The organism is Ensifer sp. ENS08 (assembly GCF_014852195.1).
Classification (GTDB): domain Bacteria; phylum Pseudomonadota; class Alphaproteobacteria; order Rhizobiales; family Rhizobiaceae; genus Ensifer; species Ensifer adhaerens.
Genome location: NZ_JACVBF010000006.1, coordinates 49,760 through 73,357, shown reverse-complemented (window position 1 = coordinate 73,357; position 23,598 = coordinate 49,760). Strand labels below are relative to the sequence as shown.

22 protein-coding genes are annotated in these 23,598 nt (G+C 62.9%); 4 read left to right on the top strand and 18 right to left on the bottom strand.

From position 1 onward, the window contains the following. Positions 1-51: 51 nt before the first annotated feature. The 10 genes from IB272_RS15630 to IB272_RS15585 form a co-directional block, all read right to left on the bottom strand. Positions 52-396, bottom strand: coding sequence for a DUF6867 family protein (locus IB272_RS15630; RefSeq protein WP_034798825.1), 345 nt, complete (start codon positions 394-396; stop codon positions 52-54). A gap of 24 nt (positions 397-420) precedes the next feature. Then, the gene (locus IB272_RS15625; RefSeq protein WP_034798827.1) at positions 421-1,146 is read right to left on the bottom strand and encodes an ABC transporter ATP-binding protein; all 726 of its coding nucleotides are present in this window, start codon (positions 1,144-1,146) and stop codon (positions 421-423) included. Next, the gene (locus IB272_RS15620) at positions 1,146-2,030 is read right to left on the bottom strand and encodes an ABC transporter ATP-binding protein (protein ID WP_034798829.1); all 885 of its coding nucleotides are present in this window, start codon (positions 2,028-2,030) and stop codon (positions 1,146-1,148) included. Before IB272_RS15620 ends, IB272_RS15625 begins: the two co-directional genes overlap by 1 nt. Further along, positions 2,030-3,415, bottom strand: coding sequence for a high-affinity branched-chain amino acid ABC transporter permease LivM (gene livM / locus IB272_RS15615; protein ID WP_060520354.1), 1,386 nt, complete (start codon positions 3,413-3,415; stop codon positions 2,030-2,032). The genes IB272_RS15620 and livM overlap by 1 nt, the downstream gene beginning before the upstream one ends. Positions 3,416-3,419: 4 nt before the next feature. Next, entirely contained in the window at positions 3,420-4,322 is a 903-nt protein-coding gene (locus tag IB272_RS15610; RefSeq protein ID WP_034798833.1) for a branched-chain amino acid ABC transporter permease, read from the bottom strand. Positions 4,323-4,609: 287 nt separating this feature from the next. Then, on the bottom strand, positions 4,610-7,036 hold the full coding sequence (locus IB272_RS15605; RefSeq protein WP_060583007.1) for an FAD-dependent oxidoreductase: 2,427 nt from the start codon (positions 7,034-7,036) through the stop codon (positions 4,610-4,612). A 253-nt stretch (positions 7,037-7,289) separates the two neighbouring features. Then, complete coding sequence (locus IB272_RS15600) at positions 7,290-7,844, bottom strand: sarcosine oxidase subunit gamma family protein (protein ID WP_060583006.1); 555 nt, start codon at positions 7,842-7,844, stop codon at positions 7,290-7,292. A 10-nt stretch (positions 7,845-7,854) separates the two neighbouring features. Further along, positions 7,855-10,812, bottom strand: coding sequence for a sarcosine oxidase subunit alpha family protein (locus IB272_RS15595; protein WP_113135522.1), 2,958 nt, complete (start codon positions 10,810-10,812; stop codon positions 7,855-7,857). Further along, positions 10,809-11,087 carry a sarcosine oxidase subunit delta gene (locus tag IB272_RS15590; RefSeq protein WP_060583005.1) on the bottom strand — a complete coding sequence of 93 codons (279 nt, stop codon included), beginning with the start codon at positions 11,085-11,087 and terminating at the stop codon, positions 10,809-10,811. The genes IB272_RS15595 and IB272_RS15590 overlap by 4 nt, the downstream gene beginning before the upstream one ends. 74 nt (positions 11,088-11,161) lie before the next feature. Further along, positions 11,162-12,412: a sarcosine oxidase subunit beta family protein gene (locus IB272_RS15585; protein WP_034798844.1), complete on the bottom strand. Its 1,251-nt coding sequence runs from the start codon at positions 12,410-12,412 to the stop codon at positions 11,162-11,164. A gap of 215 nt (positions 12,413-12,627) precedes the next feature. Between IB272_RS15585 and cysQ the strand changes: the two genes are divergently transcribed. Further along, positions 12,628-13,404, top strand: a complete 777-nt coding sequence (gene cysQ / locus IB272_RS15580; protein ID WP_060583004.1) for a 3'(2'),5'-bisphosphate nucleotidase CysQ — start codon at positions 12,628-12,630, stop codon at positions 13,402-13,404. Positions 13,405-13,432: 28 nt separating this feature from the next. Here cysQ and IB272_RS15575 read toward each other — a convergent pair whose 3' ends face one another. After that, on the bottom strand, positions 13,433-13,819 hold the full coding sequence (locus IB272_RS15575; RefSeq protein WP_034798951.1) for a response regulator: 387 nt from the start codon (positions 13,817-13,819) through the stop codon (positions 13,433-13,435). A 266-nt stretch (positions 13,820-14,085) separates the two neighbouring features. Between IB272_RS15575 and IB272_RS15570 the strand changes: the two genes are divergently transcribed. Beyond that, the gene (locus tag IB272_RS15570) at positions 14,086-14,598 is read left to right on the top strand and encodes a DNA starvation/stationary phase protection protein (protein ID WP_060583003.1); all 513 of its coding nucleotides are present in this window, start codon (positions 14,086-14,088) and stop codon (positions 14,596-14,598) included. A 62-nt stretch (positions 14,599-14,660) separates the two neighbouring features. Here IB272_RS15570 and IB272_RS15565 read toward each other — a convergent pair whose 3' ends face one another. Then, complete coding sequence (locus IB272_RS15565; RefSeq protein ID WP_034798848.1) at positions 14,661-15,416, bottom strand: Crp/Fnr family transcriptional regulator; 756 nt, start codon at positions 15,414-15,416, stop codon at positions 14,661-14,663. A gap of 189 nt (positions 15,417-15,605) precedes the next feature. On the opposite strand from IB272_RS15565, the gene IB272_RS15560 reads away from it, so the two are divergent. Both IB272_RS15560 and IB272_RS15555 read left to right on the top strand, forming a co-directional pair. After that, the gene (locus IB272_RS15560; RefSeq protein WP_060583002.1) at positions 15,606-16,463 is read left to right on the top strand and encodes an SDR family NAD(P)-dependent oxidoreductase; all 858 of its coding nucleotides are present in this window, start codon (positions 15,606-15,608) and stop codon (positions 16,461-16,463) included. 92 nt (positions 16,464-16,555) lie between these two features. Continuing rightward, entirely contained in the window at positions 16,556-18,112 is a 1,557-nt protein-coding gene (locus IB272_RS15555) for a VOC family protein (RefSeq protein ID WP_060583001.1), read from the top strand. 148 nt (positions 18,113-18,260) lie between these two features. Here the strand turns inward: IB272_RS15555 and IB272_RS15550 are convergent, their stop codons facing one another. The 6 genes from IB272_RS15550 to IB272_RS15525 all read right to left on the bottom strand — a co-directional run bounded on the left by IB272_RS15550 (position 18,261) and on the right by IB272_RS15525 (position 23,581). Then, positions 18,261-18,824, bottom strand: a complete 564-nt coding sequence (locus tag IB272_RS15550) for an NADPH-dependent FMN reductase (RefSeq protein ID WP_060520347.1) — start codon at positions 18,822-18,824, stop codon at positions 18,261-18,263. A gap of 182 nt (positions 18,825-19,006) precedes the next feature. After that, a complete protein-coding gene (locus IB272_RS15545) occupies positions 19,007-19,960 on the bottom strand; it encodes a ring-cleaving dioxygenase (RefSeq protein WP_060583000.1) in 954 nt (317 codons plus the stop codon). A gap of 159 nt (positions 19,961-20,119) precedes the next feature. Then, positions 20,120-20,899, bottom strand: coding sequence for a carbon-nitrogen hydrolase family protein (locus IB272_RS15540; protein ID WP_060582999.1), 780 nt, complete (start codon positions 20,897-20,899; stop codon positions 20,120-20,122). Then, the gene (locus IB272_RS15535) at positions 20,896-21,696 is read right to left on the bottom strand and encodes an ABC transporter permease (RefSeq protein ID WP_060582998.1); all 801 of its coding nucleotides are present in this window, start codon (positions 21,694-21,696) and stop codon (positions 20,896-20,898) included. The genes IB272_RS15540 and IB272_RS15535 overlap by 4 nt, the downstream gene beginning before the upstream one ends. Beyond that, positions 21,693-22,547: an ABC transporter permease gene (locus tag IB272_RS15530; RefSeq protein ID WP_034798859.1), complete on the bottom strand. Its 855-nt coding sequence runs from the start codon at positions 22,545-22,547 to the stop codon at positions 21,693-21,695. Before IB272_RS15530 ends, IB272_RS15535 begins: the two co-directional genes overlap by 4 nt. Continuing rightward, positions 22,544-23,581 carry an ABC transporter ATP-binding protein gene (locus IB272_RS15525; protein ID WP_060520343.1) on the bottom strand — a complete coding sequence of 346 codons (1,038 nt, stop codon included), beginning with the start codon at positions 23,579-23,581 and terminating at the stop codon, positions 22,544-22,546. Before IB272_RS15525 ends, IB272_RS15530 begins: the two co-directional genes overlap by 4 nt. Positions 23,582-23,598: the final 17 nt, after the last annotated feature.

Sequence of the window (23,598 nt, the reverse complement as noted above, 5' to 3'; positions counted from 1 at the left end):
CGCCGGTGTTTCTTTCGCACCGGCCGCGGCGGCCGGCGCGCGCTGTTCCCTTTATTTGGCTTTCCAGGAGAAAGGCGAAGCCTTCTCATAGAGCCAATAGTAGTTATTGGTCATTTGCTTGGTCCGGTAGTACCGGAAACCTGCGGTAGCAAACAACAAAAGTACGATCGTGTCCACGATATAGTATTGCAGGCTGAACATGGTGCCTTCGAACAGCGCATGGTGGACGAAACGGATGCCCAGTCCCAGCAACGCCACGTAGAGGATGAGCCGCGGCATGCCTTCCCAGCTTTCAGCCACGCTCTTGCCCGTGCGCCAGGCGGTCCAGCCGCCAAGCACGCAGCTTATGAAAAGAAACTGCCAGATCGACACTTCTTCGTAGAGAATTCCCTGCATGTCACTTGCTCCAGATGCGGCCGGTCAATGACGGCCGCCTTCGAGATAGGCCGCGCGCACTTCCGGATTGGCGAGCAGTTCCTTGCCGGAACCGCTCATCGTCACCCGGCCGTTCACCATCACGTAGCCGCGGTCCGAAAGCTTGAGCGCGCCGAAGGCGTTCTGCTCGACGAGGAAGACCGTCAGCCCCTCCTCCTTGTTGAGTTTCTTGATCGCTTCGAAGATGCCCTTGACGATCAGCGGTGCGAGACCGAGCGACGGCTCGTCGAGAAGCAAAAGCTTCGGCCGGGCCATCAGCGCACGGCCGATCGACAGCATCTGCTGCTCACCGCCCGAAAGCGTGCCGCCGCGCTGCGCCTGGCGCTCCTTCAGGCGCGGGAAAAGCGTAAACACCTTTTCCACGTCCTGGTCGAAGTGCTTCAGGTTGTCGAGGCTGGCGCCCATCTGCAGGTTTTCGAACACGGTCATGCGCGGGAAGATGCGCCGACCCTCAGGCGATTGCGCAATACGCAGCCGGGCGATCTCGTGCGTCGGCATACGGGTGATGTCCTGGCCTTCGAAGAAGACCGAACCGGTGCGCGCCTGCGGGCTGCCGCAGATGGTCATCATCAGCGTCGACTTGCCGGCACCGTTGGCACCGATCAGGCAGACGATTTCACCACGGTGAACTTCGACATCGACCCCGCTGAGCGCCCGGATGTTGCCGTAGTAGGTCTCGACGGCTTTGACTTGGAGAAGTGGCGCCGTCATCAGTGGGTGCCCCCCTGCCCGCCTTCGATTTCCTCGATTTGTTCGATCACCTCTTCAACCTCTTCATCCTCGACACCCAGATAGGCCGCAATGACCCTCGGATCGTTCTTCACGAAATCCGGTGTGCCGTCGGAAATCTTCTGTCCATATTCCAGGACCACCACGTGGTCGGAGATCTCCATGACCACGGACATGTCGTGTTCGATCAAAAGAATCGACGTGCCGGTATCTGCGCGAATGCTTTTCAGCAATTCGTTGAGCGCCAGAGACTCGCGCGGATTGAGACCGGCGGCCGGCTCGTCCAGGCAGAGAAGCTCGGGCCCGGTGCACATGGCACGCGCGATCTCGAGACGACGCTGGGCGCCATAGGAGAGATCGCCGGCCGGATCGTCGGCACGGTCGATCAGCGACGCCTTTTCCAGCCAGTGCTTGGCAAGTTCGATCGCCTCGTGCGACGCCTGGCGGTAGGCCGGGAAGCCGAGCAGACCGAGGAAGGTGTAGCCGGATGCCTGCATCAGCTTGTTGTGCTGCGCGACGAGCAGGTTTTCGAGCACCGTCAGACCGGAGAACATCCGGATGTTCTGGAAGGTACGCGCTACCTTGGCGAGCTTGGTGATCTCGAAGTCCGGCAGACGCTCCAGCAGGTATTCCTTGCCGGCCTTCTGCTTCATCGTGATCATGCCCATCGTCGGCTTGTAGAAGCCGGTGATGCAGTTGAACACCGTGGTCTTGCCCGCTCCGTTCGGGCCGATCAGCGCGGTGATGTCACCGCGATAGGCTTCGAAGGAGAAGTCGTTGATGGCCATGAGACCGCCGAAGCGCATCGACAGGTGCTCAACCTTGAGAATGGGGTCTTTTGTCATTGTCGTTGTCTCGCGGGCCATCAACCGTGCCCTTCCTTGGTGAAGCTGCCGGAGACTGCCTTGCGTTCGTGCAGGAAGGCTGTCGGTTCGCGTGATCCGACGAAGCCGCGCGGCTTCCAGACCATGACGACGACCATGGCCAGGCCAAAGATCAGCATACGGTAGAGTTCAGGTGTGAAGTCCGGTCCGAAGACCATCTTCAGGAAGGAAAGCTCGCGCAGGATTTCGGTGCCGCCGATCATGACGGCCGCAGCGACCGCGATGCCGGTGAGCGAGCCCATGCCGCCGAGAACCACGATCGCGAGAATGACCGCGGATTCCAGGAAGACGAAGGATTCGGGCGACACGAAGCCCTGGCGCACCGCGAAGAACGAGCCGGCGATGCCGCCGAACATGGCGCCCGTCGCAAAGGCGGTGAGCTTGGTCGTCACCGTGTTGATACCGAGCGAGCGGCAGGCGATCTCGTCCTCGCGCAACGCTTCCCAGGCGCGGCCGATCGGCATGCGGCGCAGCCGGATCGTCACGTAAGCCGTGAGCAGCGCAAGTGCCAGGATCAGATAGAACAGGAAGATCTTGTAATAGGCCGACGACATCGGCAGGCCCATCATTGCTGCAAATCCGTCCTTCGAGGCATCGAACTTGATGCCGAACAGCGTCGCCTTGGCGATACCGGAGACGCCGAAGGTACCCTTCGTCACTTCGGTCCAGTTGATCAACACCAGTCGGATGATTTCACCGAAGGCGAGCGTCACGATCGCCAGATAGTCACCGCGAAGACGCAAGACCGGGAAGCCGAGAATCATGCCCCAGAAGGCGGCGAGAATGCCGGCGACCGGAAGAAGAACCCAGAAGGACAGGCCGAAATAGGTCGACAGCAGGGCGTAGGAATAGGCACCGACCGCGTAGAAGGCGACGTAACCCAAGTCCAGCAGGCCAGCGAGGCCGACGACGATGTTGAGCCCCCAGGCCAGCATCACGTAGATCAGGATCTGGATGCCGAAATTGTCGACCCACTTCAGCGAGCCCTGGACGCCGAAGATCGCGACGACGAGCGGCGGATAGATGAGCAGGAACGCAATCGCGAGCTTGGAGAAGTTGCGGCTGAAGAAGGTCTCCTCCTTCACCGCATCCTCGGCCTCGGCCTTGGCGGCCTTGCGCCGAGCCATGGCCGGCTGGACATAGGCAACCATCAGGAAGCGGCCGACGGCAGCGACGATCACGAAGATCGCCAGCAGTCCCCAGCGCTGGTTGAGGATAAGCTCGTTGCGGATGTTCTGGTCGGACTTGAGACCGACGAACAGCACGAAAAGGCCGAGCGAAATCAGGCCCGCGAAGACAGCCTCGCGCAGGGCCCGCGCCGTCACGTCAGTGCCGGCGCTTGCAGTCGTAGAAGCAATGTTTGCCATGGAATTATACCTTCTCGACTTCCGGTCGTCCGAGAATGCCAGACGGCTTGAAGATCAGGACGATGGCGAGAATGGAGAAGGTCGCGACGTCCTTGTAGTCGATGGTGAAATAGGCCGACCAGAGGGACTCGATGAGCCCGATCAACAGTCCGCCGAGAACGGCGCCCGGCAGCGATCCGATGCCGCCGAGAACGGCCGCGGTGAACGCTTTGACGCCAGGTACGAAACCGTCGGTGAAGACGACGACGCCATAATACATCAGATACATCGTGCCGGCGACGGCAGCGAGTGCTGCACCCATGATGAAGGTCACCGAGATGGTGCGGTCGACGTCAACACCCAGCAGCGCCGCCATCTTGCGGTCCTGTTCGGTCGCGCGCTGGGCACGGCCGAGCGGCGTCTTGTTGACGATGTACCAGAAGATCGAAAGCAGAGCCGCCGTGATGACGATGATGATGATCTGCTTCAGCGAGATGGTGATGCCGAAGACTTCGTAGACCGAAGAGACGAGCGGCGGGATCGGCTTGTTGCGCGGGCCCTGCGTCACCTGGATGAAGTTCGACAACGCAATCGACATGCCGATCGCGGTGATCAGCGGCGCAAGCCGGAACGAACCGCGCAGCGGCCGATAGGCCACTTTCTCGATCGTCCAGTTCCAGAGACCTGCGGTCAGCATGCCGACGATCATCATCAGCAGGAGAGCAAGTACAACCGGGACGCCCCCGATGAATGTTGTGAGAATAAGAAAGACAATCAAAGCAGCAAAGCCGCCGAGCATGAAGATATCGCCGTGGGCGAAGTTGATCATGCCAATGATGCCGTAGACCATGGTATAACCGATTGCGATCATACCATAAATAGACCCAAGAGTCAGCCCGTTGACGAGCTGCTGGACGAAATACTCCATCAATCTTCCCCTGGACCAGATCCATAACGGTCCGGTCTCTTGTTTTTTGAGCTCATTGTTGAGCGCTGTGTTTGCTCGATTCCATACCTCTTTCAAACGAAAAGGAAAGCTAAAAAACGCGACTTCGCCAAAAACTTCCTCGATAAAATCGATTTGACGCTTTTACAGCCAGAAAAATCAAATCTTTCGCAGCTTTCGCCCGCGAAATCATCAACTTTAGTCGTAAAAGCGTCGGGTATTCTATGAAGCTTCGACAGCCACTTCGGTCTGCATTACACCTCGAATGCTCAGGCGCGCATGCGCTGGCCGTTCGAATCGAACAGCGGATGCGGCTGAAGACGGGCCGGCAGGATCTCACCCAAGAGTTCGATCGACCAGCCATCGCTTCGGTCGGCGATCTCCTTGGGCACGTAGCCCATGGCGACCGAAACCCCACTTGCATGCGCATAGCCGCCCGATGTCACCCAGCCGCGCACGACACCGTCGAGATAGATGGGCTCGTCGCCGATGACGTCCGCATCCCTCGCATCGAGCACGAAGGTCCGCAGCCGCAACGCGCCGCCATCCGCCTTCTCCTTCACGGCCGCCGCCTTGCCAATGAAATCGGCATCCTTGCCGGTCGCGACGAAACGGCCGAGCCCAGCCTCGACCGGGCCATAGAGCGGACGATATTCGCGCGCCCAGCTGCCGAAGGATTTTTCGACGCGCAATGCATTCAGCGCCCTCAGGCCGAACAAACGGATCCCGGAAGCCGCCCCCTTCTCCATCAGCAGTTCGAAGAGATAACGCTGGTACTCCGGTTTCATCCAGATCTCGTAGCCGAGATCGCCGGTGTAGCTGACGCGGCCGACGAGCGCGGGCGCCATGCCGAGATCCATCCGGCGGATGTCCATGAACGGGAAAGCGGCGTCGGAGACATCGAGATGGGTCAGGCTTTCAAGCACATCGCGCGCCTTCGGCCCGGCGATCGACAGGCCGGCCAGCTCCAGCTTCAACGCCTTCAGCGTCACCGAGCCGTCCGCCGGCAGATGCGCCTCGAACCAGCGCATGTGGTAGTCCTCGGCGATGCCGGATCCAACAAGCAGGAAATCCCCCTCTTCGAGCTTGGCAAGGGTGAAGTCGCCGATCAGCTTGCCGTCCTCCTTCAGCATCGGAGCCAATGTCATGCGCCCCACCTCAGGGATGCGGCAGGCAAGCATGCGGTCGAGCCAGGCGTCAGCGCCCTTGCCGGTGATCGCATATTTGGCAAAGCCCGATGTCTCCATCAGGCCGACGCCTTCGCGCACGGCCCGGGCCTCCGCGCCCACCGTCTCGAAATCGGTCGAGCGCCGCCAGGAGAAGGCGTCCTTGACGCCTTCGGGTGCAAACCACAGCGGCGTTTCAAGCCCGTAGGACGCGCCGAAGACGGCGCCCGCAGCCTTCAGCCGGTCGTAGATCGGCGTCGTCAACAGAGGCCTTGCCGCCGGCAGCTCCTCGTTCGGATAACGGATCGAGAAGCGACGCGAGTAGTTCTCGCGCACCTTGGCATTGGTATAGGCAAGCGTGGCGAAATCGCCGTAGCGCGAAACGTCCATGGCAAAGACGTCGAAGCCGGGGTCGCCATGGATCATCCAGTTGGCAAGCGCCAGGCCGACGCCGCCACCCTGGCTGAATCCGGCCATGACGGCGCAGGCCGACCAGAAATTCCTCAAGCCCCGCACCGGGCCGACCAGCGGGTTACCGTCCGGCGAGAAGGTGAAAGGACCGTTGATGATCTTCTTGATGCCGGCCTTGTTGAAGGCCGGGAAGTGCCGGAAGCCGACCTCGAGTTCGGGCGAGATACGGTCGATGTCCTCGGCGAGAAGTTCATGGCCGAAGTCCCAGGGCGTCGTGACGGGCGACCACGGACGGCACGCCTTCTCATAGGTGCCCATCAGCATGCCGTTCCGCTCCTGGCGGAGATAAATCTCGCCGTCGAAATCGACACAGTGCATCAGCTCCTTGCCGCGCGTCTGGTTGAACTCGATGACCTCTGGCATGTCCTCGGTGATGAGATACATGTGCTCCATAGCGAGCACCGGGAGTTCCAGCCCCACCATGCGCCCCACCTCGCGGGCCCAGAGGCCGGCGGCGTTGACGACATGCTCGGCGACAATCTCGCCCTGGTTGGTGATCACCCGCCAGCAACCGTCTTCCCGCTGCACCAGGTCCTCGACCTTGGTGTGCAGATAGATCTCCGCACCGTTCTTCTTCGCCGATTTGGCATAGGCATGCGTCGTGCCATAGGGATCGAGATGCCCCTCGACCGGGTCGAACACCGCGCCGACGAATTGGTCGGGATCGAGCAGCGGCATCAGATCGTGCGCTTCCCTGGGTGTCAAAAGTTCAGCTTCGAGCCCCATGTAGCGGCCCTTGGCAAGGATCGACTTCATCCAGTCGAAACGTTCCTTGGTGGCGGCGAGCATCATGCCGGAGGTCATGTGCAGGCCGACATCCTGGCCGGAATACGCCTCGATCTCCTTGTAGAGCTCGACCGTATATTTCTGCAGCTTGGCGACGTTCGGGTCACCGTTGATCGTGTGCATGCCGCCGGCCGCGTGCCAGGTGGAGCCGGAGGTGAGTTCCGATCGTTCGAGCAGCACGGCATCGGTCCAGCCGAATTTCGTCAGGTGATAGAGCACCGAACAACCGACGACACCGCCTCCGATAACGACGACCTTGGCATGGCTTTTCATGCGTACACTCCGTCTCCCCATGCTCCTGCCGGAGGCATGGCCAAATTGTCAGGAAGAAACTCAGGCACGGCGACCGCTTGCTTCAGGGACAGAAGTGCAAGCGACGAATGATGAAAGCCTAGTCAGAAAGACGGCGCCGATAAAGACACGGCTGCGAAGGACGCTTGTCCATTTCCGCCGTTTGCTGGCGGATGGGCGACCTGTTTGCGGCATTACATGCCGCATTTGATTTCGACCTCTTGAAGGGGCCGTCTCAATCCGAGAAGGCGGCGGTGAGATCGAAGGCCCGCCCCATCTTCATCAGGTCATCGAAGAGCGATTCCGCATAGCTCCGCGGCACGATCAGCTCGAACGTGTCCTCGTTCGTCCGGGCGAGATTGACCGGGATGTGACCGCACAGCGCATTGGTGCTGCCGCCAACCGTGAAGGCTGAGGGATGAAGATCAAGGCCGATGCCCTTGGCGAGGATGCTGCGCACGTTCGGGCCGGCGATCCGGAAGACGACGCGCCCATCGCTTTGGTCGACAACATAGGCACCGCCGTCGCAAAGCTCTTCGAGCCAACGCACGAGCCCGCTCGGCGCTTCCACCTCGGAGACGACAAGCCATTCCCCCGGTGCCGAAAACCGCATGGACAAGTCGGACTGTGCGGCGATCGCCTCACGCACGGTCTCCTCCCGGCCAACGCGCGCAAGAACCGTGGCCATCGTGCGCCAATGCCCGACCATCAGGTGGTCGGCCGCCGGCGACGTGGGTGCCGATCGCAGTTTCTGCTCCAGTGCGTGGCGGTTGTTGTAGTCGCGAACCATCACCGCCTCCTCAGGCCTTCAGCTTTGCATTTTGCGGATCGACGAAGACCGGGTCGCAGACCTCGGCGACGATCTCCTGATCGCGCAGCTTGTCGAACACCACGACCTTCTCGCCATAGCGTTCGCGCCCGGATTTCAGGAAGGCGAGCGCGATGGCGTGCCCAAGGACCGGCGAGAAACCGGCCGAGCTGACCCAACCCTGATCGTTCAGCGTCGAGGGCTTGGTCCCCTCCTTCAGAAGATGCGCTCCGGCCCGCATGTCCTTGTCGGCATCGACGGGCTTCAGACCAACGAGCTGCATGCGATCCGCCGCCGTCAGGCCGTAGCGCGTCGACAGGCGCTTGCCGATGAAGTCGGTCTTCTGCATCGAGAGCATTCGGCCGAGCCCGGCATCGTCTGGCGTCACGCGACCGTCGAATTCGGCATGCGTCAGCAGACCCTTCTCCAGCCGCAGCACGTTCAAGGCTTCGACGCCATAGGCACAGATTTCATGCGGCCGGCCGGCCTCCATGATCTGGTCGGCCACCGCCTCGCCATAACCTGCCGGCACCGCCAGTTCGAAAGCCAGCTCCCCGGAGAAGGAAATGCGAAAGAGCCGCGCCGACACGCCGCTTTTCAGGGCGATCTTGCGGGCTGACAGGAACGGAAACGCACCATCGGAAATATCGCCATCGACGATCTGCTGCAGCACCGCGCGCGCTTTCGGACCAGCGATCGCCATCTGCGCCCATTGGTCGGTCGACGAGGTGAAGCGGACTTCGAGTTCCGGCCAGAGCGTCTGGGCGCAATATTCCAGGTGCGCCATGACGGGACCGGCCATCGCCGTCGTCGTGGTGACGAAGAAATGTTCCTCGTCGAAGCGGCTGACCGTACCGTCGTCGAAGACGAAACCGTCTTCGCGCAGCATCAGGCCGTAACGCGCCTTGCCGATCGGCAGCTTCAGGACCGGGTTGCAATAGAGACGGTTGAGGAACTCCGCAGCGTCGGGGCCGAAGACCTCGATCTTGCCGAGGGTCGAGACGTCACAGAGGCCGACATTGGCCCGCACGTTCAAGACTTCTCGATCGACGCTGTCGCGCCAGGTCTTTTCGCCGGCGCGCGGGAACCATGCGGAACGATGCCAGAGCCCGGCCTCGACGAAGGTCGCGCCATTTTTCATCGCCCAGCCATGCAGCGGCGACTTGCGCGCCGGCGCTGCATGCTCATCGCGCGCCGTGCCGGCAAGTGCACCGAAGGAGACCGGGGTGTAGAACGGCCTGAAGGTGGTGGTGCCGACCTCTGCCGGGCTGACGCCGCGCATGCCGGCGAGAATGCCGACGGCATTGATGTTGGAAAGCTTGCCCTGATCGGTCGCCATGCCGCTGGTCGTGTAGCGCTTGGCGTGCTCGACATGGCCGAAACCTTCGCGCAGCGCCAGGCCGAGATCCTTCGCATGCACGTCGTTCTGGAAATCGACAAAGGCCTTCGATTTGGCGCCCGGCACATACCAGAGCGCTGAAAAGGACGTGGCCTCTTCGCCATCGACGACCGGTGCTGCGGCCGAGCTGGCGCTGAAACCGAGGTCGGCCGCAATCGCTGCGGCCTTCTCCGCACCATCGGACAGGCAGCCCGAGAGCGTGTAGACACCGTTTGCAGCGCCCACGGGACGCAGGCCGCCACCGACATCGGGTGCGACGAAGGCGTTCAATTCCTCCAACCAGACCGGTCTTGCGCCGCGCTGGCAGGCAAGATGCACGACAGGGCTCCAGCCACCGGACATCCCCAGCGCATCGCAGGCGATCAGTTCCTCGAAGCCGGAGCGTTCGACGAAGATGCCCTTGAGGCGCTGCCTGCCCTTGGTGTCGACGATCGAGGCCGAGCGGATCACCCTGACACCCTCGGGCGCGTGATCGGTCGCCTCAGCGCGGGCGTCGACGATCGCCGCGATGGCGACGCCCTTGGACGCAAGGGCCCGCGCCGTGCGGTACCCGGCGCTGCCGCTGGTAAAGATCGTGATCTGCTTGCCGGCGGCCACACCATAGCGCTCGGCATAGGTGGTCATGGCGCCCGCCATCATCACGCCGGGCCTATCATTGCCGCCGAACACCAGCGGGCGTTCCTCGGCACCGGTTGCCATCAGCGCGCGCTTGGCAACGATGCGCCAGACACGCTCGCTCACGAGCTTCGAAGACGGTTCAGCGACGTGTTTCTGCACGCGTTCAACCGCGCCGAAGACGTTGTCGTCATACCAGCCGAAGACCGTGGTGCGCGAAAGCAGCGTGACGTTGGGCAGCGCTTGCAGTTCGGCGACGGTGCGGTCGGCAAAGACCGATGCCGGCGCGCCGTCGATGGTCTCGCCGGTCGCAAGCAGGGAGCCGCCGAGCCGGAAATCCTCGTCGGCGACGATGACCCGAAGGCCGGCGCGGCCGGCCGTCAGTGCTGCCATCAGGCCGGCGGGACCGGCACCGACGACGAGCAGGTCGCAGAACGCCCAGGACTTCTCGTAGCTCTCGGGGTCGCGCTCCAGCACCGCCCGGCCGAGGCCGGCGGCGCGGCGGATGATGGGTTCGTAGACGCGCTCCCAGAACTGCTTCGGCCACATGAAGGTCTTGTAGTAGAAGCCGGCGCCGAGGAACGGCGAAAGGACGCCGTTGACCGCCCCGACATCGAAGCCGAGAGACGGCCAGCGGTTCTGGCTTTTGGCAGTCAGCCCGCCATAGAGCTCGGCGACGGTCGCCTTGGTGTTGGCATCGGTGCGGGCACCAGTGCCGAGGGTGACGAGCGCGTTGGGCTCGGAGGGCCCGGCACTGACGATGCCGCGCGGCCGGTGGTATTTGAAGCTGCGGCCGACGAGCAGCTGGTCATTGGCAAGAAGTGCGGAGGCGAGCGTATCGCCGGAAAATCCGCGCAGCGGCCGGCCGTCGAAGGTGAAGCTCAACGTTTTGCTGCGATCGACGAGACCGCCGGAGGAAAGACGATAGCTGGTCATCGCGCAGCCCTCCGCGCAAACTCGGCCGCATCGACGACGGAATAGACCTCGTGGGTGGCCGTATCGCGCTCGACCACCAGGAAGCGGCGACAGCCGGCGATGTGATGCCAATGCTCCAACGTGCGCCCACGCGGGTTGGCGCGCACATAGACGTAGTCATGCCAGGCCTCGTCCGAATCCATCAGCTCGGGACGGCCGCGCGAGGCGTCGCTGCGGATCGCGAATTCTTCCTTCGGTCGGACCCCGCAATGCGGGCAGGTAATCAGGCTTGCCATCGTCTTCCGTGTCCTGAAGCCGCACTCCGGCTTCCTGTTCATTCCATACGAGCCGGCGGGCCGGCCGTGTCCTGTCAGTGAAGGTTGGGCTGCGGGCCGGCGCCGGCCTCGTCGACGGCATAGCCGCGGGCGAAGCGATCGAGCCTCAAGGCGCGCGCCACCGGATGGGTGTCGTTCTTGGCGATCAGGTGGGCGAAGCAGTAGCCGGAAGCCGGCGTCGCCTTGAAACCGCCGTAGCACCAGCCGCAGTTCAAGTAGAGATTGTCGATCGAGGTGCGGTCGATGATCGGCGAGCCGTCCATGCTCATGTCCATGACGCCCCCCCAGGCGCGCAGCACCCGAACGCGCGACAGGCCGGGGATCATCGTTACCCCCTCCTCCATCACGTGCTCGGCGGTCGCCAGATTGCCGCGCTGGGCATAGGACGAATAGCCGTCGATCTCGGCGCCGAAGACGAGGCCGCCCTTGTCCGATTGCGAGATGTAGAAGTGGCCGCCACCATAGACGATCACGTGATCGATGCAGGGCTTCAACCCCTCGGTCACGAAGGCCTGCAGCACATGGCTTTCCAGCGGCAGCTTCAGATCGGCCATTTCGCCGACGCGCGAGGTGTTGCCGGCCGCCGCCAGCGCCAGCTTGCCGCAGCCGATGAAGCCCTTGGTCGTTTCGACGCCGGTGACGACACCGTTTTCGCGTCGGATGCCGGTCACTTCGCAATGCTCGATGATGTCGACACCATGCTGGTCGGCGCCGCGGGCATAGCCCCAAGCGACCGCATCATGCCGCGCGGTACCGGCGCGGCGCTGCAGCAGGCCACCGAGGATCGGATAGCGGGCATGATCGTAGTTGAGGAAGGGGATCATCTTCTTCAACTGCTCACGCTCGATGAGCTCCGCTGCCACGCCTTCCATCCACATGGCATTGCCGCGGCGCACATAGGCATCGCGCTGGCCGTCGCTGTGGTAGAGCATGATGACGCCGCGCTGCGACAGCATCACATTGTAGTTGAGATCCTGCTCCAGCCCCTCCCAGAGCTTCATCGAGAACTCGTAGAAGGGCTCGTTGCCCGGCAGCATGTAGTTGGAACGCACGATCGTCGTGTTGCGGCCGACATTACCCGAGCCGAGATAGCCCTTTTCCAGGACCGCGACGTTCTTCACGCCGAATTCCTTGGCGAGATAATAGGCGGTCGAGAGCCCATGGCCGCCGCCGCCGACGATGATCACGTCATAGTGGGATTTCGGCTGTGGCTGGCGCCAATGCGGTTTCCAGTTCAGGTTTCCGGAAAGGGCGTTCCTGACAAGCGAGAAGGCGGAATAACGCATGAAGGCATCCAGTTCAGTTGCGCCGGCACATTTGCACAGCCGGAACGCGGAAGCAAAGACGCAAAGCCGCTCGCAATTGCAAAAAAGCTTGAGATGCTCCGCCCCGCAGATCAGCTGCGACCACGCGTAAAGAGCCGCCTTCCATGTCAAAAGCATGGCTATAATCTTCCTCTCAATATGCTATGGGCCTGATGACGGACCGAAAGACAGGGCGAATGCTGGAGATACTGCAACAATCGGCAATAACGGCGGGTCGGGCCATTCTCGACATCTACAATGCCGGGCCGGAGGTCACCCACAAGCCTGACTGCTCGCCGGTCACCGATGCCGACACGACGGCCGAACGCATCATCCTGGCAGACCTCGCCTCGGCCTTTCCGGACATCCCCGTGGTCGCCGAGGAAGCGGTGTCTGCCGGCTTCGTGCCGGAGACTTCCGGCAAGTCGTTTTTCCTTGTCGATCCGCTCGACGGCACCAAGGAATTCATCAGCCGCAACGATGACTTCACCGTCAACATCGCGCTGATCGAAAACGGCGCGCCCGTCGCGGGCGTCGTCTACGCCCCGGCGCTTGGCATCCTCTATGCGGCACACCATGGCAAGGCGGTAAAGTCGGTTATTGATGGCAGCTTTCGCCTGACCGAAGAAACGATCATCGGCTGCCGCAGCTGCGGGGATCGCATGGTGGGGCTCGCCAGCCGCTGGCACAACAGCGCCGAGACGATCGACTACCTCGAAAAACACGGCATCGCCGATTACCGGACGGTCGGCTCGTCCTTGAAATTCTGCCTGCTCGCCGAAGGCGTGGCCGACGTCTATCCCCGCTTCAGCCGGACGATGGAATGGGACACCGCCGCTGGCGACGCGATCCTGAGGGCCGCCGGTGGCGAAACGCTGACGATGGATGGCACGCCGCTCACCTACGGCAAGCGCAACCAGAAGGACGACAGCGACTTCGCCAATCCCTGGTTCGTATCGCGCGGCAAGCCCTGAGCAGGTCGCGCAAGGGCTGAGGCGGTTCCTAAGCCTCTCTCGTCTGGATCCCAGCGGCGATCAGCTGGCCGATCGATTTCTCGTTAAAGGGTTTGTCGATCCGCGGAACGTGCCTGAGATAGGTCGGGAAGTGCTCGGCATCGCCGTAGCCGCTGGTGAAGCCGAACGGCATGCCGCGGGCAAGCATGGCATCGGCAACCACGAAACTCGTGTGATCGCCGAGATTGACGTCGAGGATCGCGAAATCGAAGGCCTGGAGCGCCAGCAGTTCCAATGCCTGGTTCGCATTTCCGGCGATCGTAACCTGCAATATTCCGAGAGAAGCGAGGATTTCCTCGACGTCCATGGCGATGATGAAGTTGTCCTCGAGAACGAGGACCGTCCGGACGGACGGTGAAAGCTCGGCCATGTCAATGCACTCCATTTTTCACGCACAGCGACGGCAGTCATCGTCGCTGCAGGCGCATTTCCAGGCGGAATGCCGTCCAGAGTCCCGGAACCTCCACTGAGGCAACGGCAACGACTGAGCTTAGGCTCCAATGGCCTGACCTGGCATTTAAAAAAGACATGTGAGCGTCATGACGGGATCGGGAACAAGCCTTTCGTCGCGGCGTTCAGTTCATGCGGCGTGGCCCTCGGCCGCCTCCGCTCGACATTCCAAGACAGAACTGGAGCAGAAGAATGAAACAGACTGCCGCCGTGCTGAAGCCCAAGGTCAGGGACGAAGAATTCGACATCGGCCTGACGAAGGCCTATCGCCAGCAGATGGCAACCGCGCTTTCCGATATCCTTGCCGATACCTACAAGCTGGTGATCAAGAGCCACATCTACCACTGGAACGTGGTCGGACCCCTGTTCAAGCCGCTGCACGAACTGACCGAAGAGCACTACAACGCGCTGTTCAAGGCAACCGACATCATTGCCGAGCGCATTCGCGCCCTTGGCCACCTGGCGCCGGCGAAGCTCGCCGAAGCAAAAACCTTCGCCCCCAGCGCCGCCTCGGTCAACCACACGACGGCGGCCGAGATGGTGGCAGACCTGATCACCGATCACGAAGCGGCGGCGCGGCGCATACGCGAGGCCGGCACCAAGGCCGATGAAAACGGCGACCTGGTCACGACGGACATGCTGACCGATCGCCTCAACTTCCATGAAAAGGCTCTGTGGATGCTGCGGGCGATCGTTGCCGCCTGATCTCCCCCACCTTGACATCGATGCGGCCCCGGCGCCGCATCGATCGGCTTCGACTGGGCACGTCAGATGAACGGCCGCTTGGGTTCGCGGAGCCCTTCCCAGCCTGAAACCGCAAGCAGGCCGTCGATGTCGCGGACATTGCAGCCCTTCTCCGCCCAGCGGATCAGGCCCCGTTCGGCAAGTTTCTTCAAAGTCTTGTTGGTGTGAACGATCGAAAGACCCAGCGTGTCGGCCACATGCTGCTGGCTGATCGGAATGGCGACGCGGCTGTTGCTGAAGAGGTCGAGCACCTCCGCCCGCTGATAGAGGAAGGCGATGAGATAGGCCGCCCGCTCCAGCGCGGATCGGCGGCCGATGCTCAAGAGGTTTTCATCCAGAATGCGCTCCTCGCGTGCAGCGATCCACGTGAGATCATAGGCAAGCTCAGGGTAGTTCTCGAACAGACGGTTGAGCTTGCCGCGCTCGAAGACGCAGAGAGTGACGGGCGACAGCGCTTCGATCGAATGCTGCATCTCCCCCATCAGGCTGCCCTGCAGTCCGATCAGATCGCCGGGCATCACATAGTTGAGGATCTGGCGGCGGCCGTCATCGAGCATCTTGTAGCGGAAGCCCCAGCCGGAAAGCACGGTGAAAAGGTGCGCACTGTGCGCGCCTTCGACGAGTATGGTCGCGCCACCATCGACCGCCAGTTCGCCAGTCTTGAACTGCGAAACGAAGGCAAGTTCTTCGCCGGTAAAGGCACGAAAATGATCGAGCTTGCGCAAGGGACAGCTTTCGCAAGGGGTGCGCTTTTCGTTGCGGGCTGTCATTTCGTTCATCGTTCCATCCACCGCATGCGTTCGTTCAGGCTTTTGCGTCCAAAACTGCAAGTAGCGCCGGCATCGCAGGTGACAAGATACAACCCTGAAAACACTTGGTTTTCCGAAGCGCCATCGTTGCCATGATCATGGACAGCCAGCCCTTGGCGCCCTATCTCTTGCACTCGACCCCGCCACAGGAGCTTCACCATGTCCCACCCTGCCTTCGCCCCCGGCAATGTCGCCGTCGTTACCGGTGCTGCTTCCGGCATCGGCCTTGCGGCTGCCAGACACTTCGCGACGCTCGGCATGTACGTCGTGCTCACCGACCTCGCGGGCGACAAGCTGGAGAAGGCGGCCGCCGAAGTCGCAGCCGCCTCGCCCGGCGGGGCGCGGCACGTCACGGCCATCGCGACAGACGTCTCGCGGCCCGACACGCTGGAAGCGCTTGAGCGGGAGGTTCATCAGCGGCTCGGCGACGTGCATGTGCTCATGAACAATGCCGGCATTCAGCCCGGCAGCGCGATCCTCGGCCCCTTGGCCGCCTGGGAGGCGACGCTCGGGGTCAATCTCTGGGGCGTCATCAACGGTTCGCGCGTCTTTGCATCCCGGATGATCGCCCACGGCAAACCGGCCGTCATCATTAACACTGGCTCGAAACAGGGCATCACCACGCCGCCCGGCGACCCGGCCTACAACGTCTCCAAGGCGGCCGTGAAGGTCTTTACCGAGGCGCTGGAGCACGAGCTGCGCAACACCGCCGGAAGCCAGGTCCACGCGCACCTGCTGATCCCCGGTTTCGTCTACACCGGGCTGACGGCTGGCGGCCGCACGGAAAAGCCCGCCGGCGCCTGGACGTCGGAACAGACGGTCGGCTTCATGATGGAGAGCCTGGCGCGCGGGGATTTCTACATCCTCTGCCCTGATAACGACGTGCCACGCGCGACCGACGAACGGCGTATCCTCTGGGCCGCCGGCGACATCGTCGCGAACCGGCCGCCGTTGTCGCGCTGGCATCCGAAATATGCGGATGCCTTCAAGGCGTTCCTCGACAGGGATGGCGATTGATCCTCCTACGTTGACACTGCGTTCTCGGCGACCCTTCTGGTGCTGGCGGGACACATCGTGTTTTGTGGGACGACGATAATGAGGGACTAAGAATGACGAGCGGCATCCATCACATCACCCTGATTGCCCGGAAGGTCCAGGCAAACGTCGACTTCTATGTCGGCTTTCTTGGCTTGCGCCTGGTCAAGCGGACGGGCGGCTATGAGGACGCCAACCAGCTGCACCTTTTTTACGGCGACGCCGAGGGTTCGCCGGGTTCGCTCGTGACCTTCCTGATGTGGGAAGACGGCGGCCGCGGCCGCGTGGGCCATGGCCAGCCGAGCGAAATCGCGTTTGCCATCCGGCCGGAGAGTATCGGCTTCTGGCTGACCCGCGCGCTGCAGTTCAACATCGCCACGTCAGGGCCAGCGCAGGAGTTCGGTGAGCCGGTGCTGCGGCTCAAGGATCCGGACGGTGTCATCGTCAAGCTCGTCGGCACCGAGTTGGTTTCGGGTGCGGCCCCCTGGAGCCCGCGCGATATCCCGGCGGAAGACGCCATCCGCCGCCTGCGTGGCGCCACGATCCTCACGGAAAAGCCGGAGGATTCCGTTCGCTTCCTGACGTCCCATTTCGGTTATACGGAAACCGGCGCAACCGACGCGATCCGGCGGCTCACCTCCGCCTCCGGCGACACCATCGACGTGCGCAATGCAAGCGGCTTCTGGACGTCTGCCCCCGGAACCGGAACGATCGATCACATCGCCTTCCGCGCGCCCGACCGAGCCGCCGTGGAACGGGTGCACGAGGACCTGCAACGGGATGGCGCGGGCGCGATCAATGCGCATGACCGCAAATACTTCTATTCGCTCTACGTCCGCGAACCCGGTGGGTCGCTCTACGAACTGGCCAGCGACGTGCCCGGCTTCACCGTCGACGAACCGAAGGAAACACTCGGCACCGAACTCTTCGTGCCGGCGCATTTCAGCGCCGCGCGCGAAGAAATGCTGCTGGCCATGCCGCAGTTCGCCCTGCCGGGAGAACCGCGGCTGACCGAGCGCGACCTGCCCTTCGTGCACCGCTTCTATCACCCTGGCGTGCTGGATGACCGCACCTTCATGCTCTTGCACGGCAGCGGCGCCAACGAAACGCAGCTTCTCCACCTCGCCCATCAGGTCGACAGGCAGGCGACGCTTGTCGGCATTCGCGGCCGGTCGAACGAGGAGGGAACGCCGCGCTGGTTCCGGCGCTATTCGCCGACGACCTTCGACCAGAAGGACGTGCGGTCGGAAGCCGAGGCCTTTGCTGCCTTCGTCGAGGGTGCCCGCGACGGCTACCGCATCGATCTGGAGAAGACGGTTTTCATCGGCTACTCCAACGGCGCCAATCTTCTGGTGGCCCTGATGCTGTTGTATCCGGGGCTCGTGCGCAATGTCGTACTGATGCGCTCAATGCTCGTCCTCGACGACGTGCCGCCGCCGGATCTCTCGGGTACGAAGGTGCTGCTCCTGACCGGCAAGCACGACAGCTACGGCGACTTCGCTCCACGCCTCAGGGAAGAGCTCGTCCGCACGCGCGCGGATCTGACCGCGGTCGACCTCGACATGGGCCACGAGATCGGCGCGCCAGATATCGCGGCTATCCAGCAATGGCTGCAGGATAAGGGCCTCTAAGCGTTTCTGAGGTCGTTTCGGCGAATGCTTTCGAGAAATCCAACAGCGCTCGCTCCCTCACCCTCATGCTTGGGCTTTGCCCGAGCATCCATACCCAGTCCTGTCCGCGATGTCCGGGGCAGCCTTAGCGCCTCACTGTGTCGGCAGACTACCGCGCTCCCTCAGCGCCGGCAAAATCCGCAAATGCCTTGACGAAGGCGGCGAGCCGGTCGCGGGCGTCCGTGTCCGTCAGCGTCCCCGCCTCATCGAAAAGCGTATCCGCCTTGGGCAGCATCAGGCGCTTGCCGGACCAGAGCTCGGCGCCGAGCGTGCGCATGACGGGCAGCCAGGCGTTCTGGCTGAGAATGGTGCCGAAATTGCCGGGCGAGCTGCCGGCAAGCGCAAAGGGCCGACCGCGAAACACCTTGGCGATATCGGCGGAAGGCCGGCTCATCCAGTCGATCGCGTTCTTGAACACGCCGGGGATGGAGTTGTTGTATTCCGGCGTGAACAGGATGACGCCGTCGGCAGCCATCACCTTTTGCTTCAGCGCCGTCACGGCGTCCGGAATGCCGCTCTCCTTTTCGACATCGCCGTCATAGAGCGGAATTCCGTGCAGCGTCGCGGTGTCGAATTCGACGCCACCAGGCGGGTTTTCCGCGGCCGCCCGCATCAGGCCGGTGTTGAACGACGCCTTGCGCAGGCTCCCGGAAATGCCGAGGATTTTTGTCATGAGGTCTGGTCCTTTTCCAAGTCCTTGCGGGCGCGCCTCGAAGCGCGAGGCGGGATGCCATCGACATAGGCAACGCAACAGCTGTCATGATGGGTCCGCGCGGAACCGATGTCCAACGGGATCAGAGGGATAGAGACAAAAAAGCCGGGGACGAGCCCCGGCTTTTCGTTGGGATCAGACCGTTAGACGAGCGGCTTCAGCCGGGCCTCGATCTGCGCGCGCTTCGGCTCCAGGAACGGCGGCAGAGACAGGCTCTCACCGAGCGTTTCCATCGGCTCGTCGACGGCAAAACCGGGACCATCGGTCGCGATCTCGAAGAGGACGCCGTTCGGCTCGCGGAAATAGAGCGAGCGGAAATAATAGCGCTCGACCTCGCCGCTCGACGGCAGACGGAAGCCGTTAAGCCGTTCCGTCCACTCCGTCAGCGCCGCATTATCAGGCGCCCGGAAGGCGACGTGGTGCACGGCACCGGCGCCCTGACGCGCGATCGGCAATCCCGGTTGGACGGCCACGTGCAGTTCGGCCGCAGGACCGCCCTCGCCCATGGTGAAGACGTTGACTTCCCCCTCGCCGTCCGGCGACGGATAGGTGCGGGCCTTGCTCATGTTCATCACATGCGTCAGGACGAGTTCGGTGTTGGTGATGTCAGGCACGCTGATGGTGATCGGTCCGAGGCCCTTGATCTGGCGCTCGGCCGGCACCGGGCTCTTTTCCCAGGGGTGTGAGGGCGCAAGCCCGCCGTCGTCGACCAGCCGGAAACGTTGGCCTTCGCCATCCTCGAAATCAAGCGCGGTGCGGCCATCGATCTCCGTGACCTCTCCACTCGTGACCTTGAGTTCGTCGAAGCGGTCCTTCCACCAGCGAACGGTTTCGGCGCTGCCGACCCTCAGACCCGTGCGCGAAATGCTGTGCGTGCCGCGCCCTTCCGGCCCGACCGGCCAGTCGAAGAAGGTCAAGTCCGTGCCGGGCGTGGCGCGCCCGTCGGCATAGAAGAGGTGATAGGCGGTGGTGTCGTCCTGGTTGACGGTTTTCTTGACCAGCCGCAGCCCGAGCGTCTCGGTGTAGAAGCGCAGGTTTTCCGGTGCGTTGGCGGTGATCGCCGTCAGGTGATGGATCCCAGTCAGTTGCAAGCTCATGATTGCCTCCAATGCGTTGGCATTGCTGTTGAGCCCAATATGGGATGCCGCATCGTTTCCGACAGTAGACCAATAGAGAACAGAACGTTCTCCTCAGGTGAACAACAAACGGCCCGTCCGCGCTGCCATCGCTGAGGCGCAACGGCGATCGAGGCGCGCTCAGCGGCGATTGAGATCGCCGAGATAGGTGTTTTCAAGGCGGGAGATTGCGTAGGCCTTGGGGTCGATGTCGACGAGGAGCACGGCTTCCTGCCCAGACCCCGCCTTGGCGAGCAACTGCCCGTCGGGTGCTGCAATGCGCGACAGCCCGGCGAAGGAGAACAGCGAGTCCGAACCACAATGGTTGATGTAGGCGACGAACACCTGGTTCTCGAAGGCGCGCGTCTGGATCATGTGCTCGGCGATGAAATCGCCGGACCAGCCCGCCGGCAGCGCCGTCGGCACCAGCACGGCCTCGGCGCCGGCGAGCGCCAGCCGCCGCACATTCTCCGGAAACTCGACGTCGTAGCAGATCAGCATGCCGCAGGTGACGCCACGATGTGTGAAGAGCCGCGTCGACGGCTCCGGCGCGCGGAAGATCGAACGCTCATAGTCGCCGTAGAGATGGGACTTGCGGTAGACGACCGGCGCGGCATCGCCATCGACATAGACGGCGCTGTTATAGACGTCGTCGCCGTCGCGCTCGGCAAAGCCGGCGATGAGCGCAATGCCCGTCTCAGCGGAAATCGCCTTGAGGCGCCGAACGATCGCGCCATCCGGCGCCTCGGCGAGCGCTGTCAACGCCTCGCCGGCGCCATAGCCGGTGACGCCGAGTTCGGGCGTCAAAAGCAGCGTCGCCCCTTGTCCTGCAGCTTCCGCCGCGGCACGGGCAATGCGGTCAAGATTGGCGGCGACGTCACCCGCCGCCGATTGCATCTGGAGGGCGGCGAGCTTCATCATTTTCCATCCGACGACATGGCGCCAAGCAGCTTCGGCAGGTCGCCGAAACGGGCAACGAGGCTGAAGATCACCGCGGCGGTCGTGACGAAGAGTACCGTCACCGACGCCATGGTCGGCGTATAGCCGTAGCGCAGCGCATTGAAGATCTTGATCGGCAGCGTTTCCACCGTGAAGCCGACCGTCATGTAGGCAACGATGTATTCGTTGAGCGACAGCACGAAGGCGAAGGCGTAGCCCGACACGATATAGGGCAGAATCAGCGGCAGCACGACGGTGCGGAAGATCGTGCGCTCATCCGCCCCCATGGTCGAGGCGGCCTCGACCAGCGAGCGGTCGATCGAGGTGAAACCGAGCGACAACGTCACCAGCGGCAGCGTCACGAAGAAGATTGCGTGGCTGACGACGGCCGTCCACGGCTGGCCGTAGAAACCGACCGTCGCCCAGAAGGTGAGCATGCCGAGCGCGGTGATGACAGGCGGCAGCGTGAACGGCGCGACACCGAGAAGCTGGAAAATGTTCGCCCACGGCGCGATCCGCCGCCACAGGAACCAGGAGAGCGGCAGCGCGATCGCCACCGCAAGCGCCGCCGAAAGCACGGCCAGCGTCACCGAGGCAAAAAGGGCGTTGCGCCATTCCGGATTGAGGAAGATCTCGCCGTACCAGGAGAGCGAAAAGCCCTGCGGCGGGAAGGCGAGCGTCTGCTTCTGGTTGACCGAGACGCCGGCAACGACGATCAGCGGCAGCGACAGGAACAGGCCGATCAGGAAGAAGTAGGCCTTGCGGAAGATCGAGATCATGCCGCTTCTCCCTTGCGTCCGGCAATCACGGTGAGCGCCACGAGGCCGAGCGTGACCAGCACGAGGAACACGGCCATGGCGGCGGCAAACGGCATGTTCGACTGGTAGATCGCCTGGTCGGTGATCAGCACCGACAGCGTCCAGTGCTGCGGCCGGCCGAGCAGCTGCGGCAACAGATAGGAGCCGAGCGCGAAGATGAAGACCATGATCAAGGTGGCGGTGATCGTGTTGCGCAACGCAGGCACGACCACGGTGAAGAAGGCCTTGAGCGGTGATGCGCCGAGTGTGCGGGCGGCTTCCGTCAGCGTCGGATCGAGGCGCACGAGCGCCGGGAAAAGCACCAGCACCGTATAGGGGAAGGCCTGATAGACCATGCCGGTCAAGACCGCGCCGAAGCTCGGCGTCAAGGCCTTGGCCTGCTCCATGATGCCGAGCGCAACGAGGATGTTGGTGATCCCGGCCGTGCGCGAAAACAGCGTCGACCAGGCAAAGCCGATGATGACTTCCGAGAGCGACAGGATCGACAGGAGCGCCACCAGCCACACGACCTGTACCTTCCGCGCCATGCGCGTCAGCATGTAGGTGAAGGGCAAGGCGAGCACGACGCAGCAGATCGCCACGATGACGGCGAGCATCAGCGAAAAGCCGAGCACACCGCCGAAAAAGACCGAGAGGAAGCGGGCGTAATTGTCGAAGACGAAGGCCGGCGTATAGAAGCCGCCCTGCTGGCGCTGGAAGAAGCTGACGGCGATCATCGTGCCGAAGGGCACGACGAAGAAGATCGTCAGCATGGCCGCCGGAAAGAGGAGCGGCAGGTAGTCGCCAAGGGTCTGGGGCGGTTCGCGTCTCATTTCTTCAGCACCACGCAGACATCCGGAGTGAGCGCGATGCCGACCTCCTGGCCGACGGAAACGTCAGGCCGGGCGCGCGGCGTCGAGACGGCGACAATCTGGTGTCCCGCGATATCGACGAAGGTTTCGATCGTGCCGCCGAGATCGCGCACGAAGGTGACCTTGCCGGTGAGCGCCCCGGCGCCGGGCGCCGTCAGGTGCACGTCTTCCGGGCGAACCGACAGCGTACCCTTGTTGGCGCCCGCAGGCAGGGCGAGGCCGGGGACGACATGACCGAGCACTTCCGCGCGGCCGGCACTGTCGGCCTGAACGTCGAGCAGGTTGGTCTGGCCGATGAAGTCGGCGACAAAGCTGTCGGCCGGGCGGCGATAGATTTCGATCGGCGACGCAGCCTGGCGGATCTCGCCGCCGCTCATGACGACGACGGTGTCGGCCATGGTCATCGCTTCGCGCTGGTCGTGGGTAACGACGATGGTGGTGATGCCCAGCTTCTGCTGCAACTGGCGCAGTTCTACCTGCATCGCCTCGCGCAGCTTCGCGTCGAGTGCCGAAAGCGGTTCGTCGAGCAGGAACAGTTTCGGCGAGATCGACAGCGCGCGGGCGATCGCCACGCGCTGGCGCTGGCCGCCGGACAGCTTGGCGACCGGCCGGTCGGCATAGCCCGAGAGATGGATCATCGACAGAAGCTCGTCGACGCGCTTCTTCTGGTCTTCTTTTGCCGCACCGCGGATGCGCAGGGGGTAGGCGATGTTTTCGCCGACGGTCAGGTGCGGAAACAGCGCCAGCGACTGGAACACCATGCCGAGGTTGCGCTTGTGCGTCGGAACCCGGGTGATGTCCTCGCCGTCGAGCCGGATCGCACCGCCGGTCGGCAGATCAAGCCCGGCGATCATGCGCAGCAGCGTGGTCTTGCCGCAGCCAGATGGTCCGAGCATGCAGACGAAGGTGCCGTGCGGCACCGTCAGATCGACATTGTTGACGGCCCTGAAGGCTCCGAATTCCTTGACGACGTTTTGAAGGGCAAGTCCGGACATTGTTTCTCCGCGAGGAT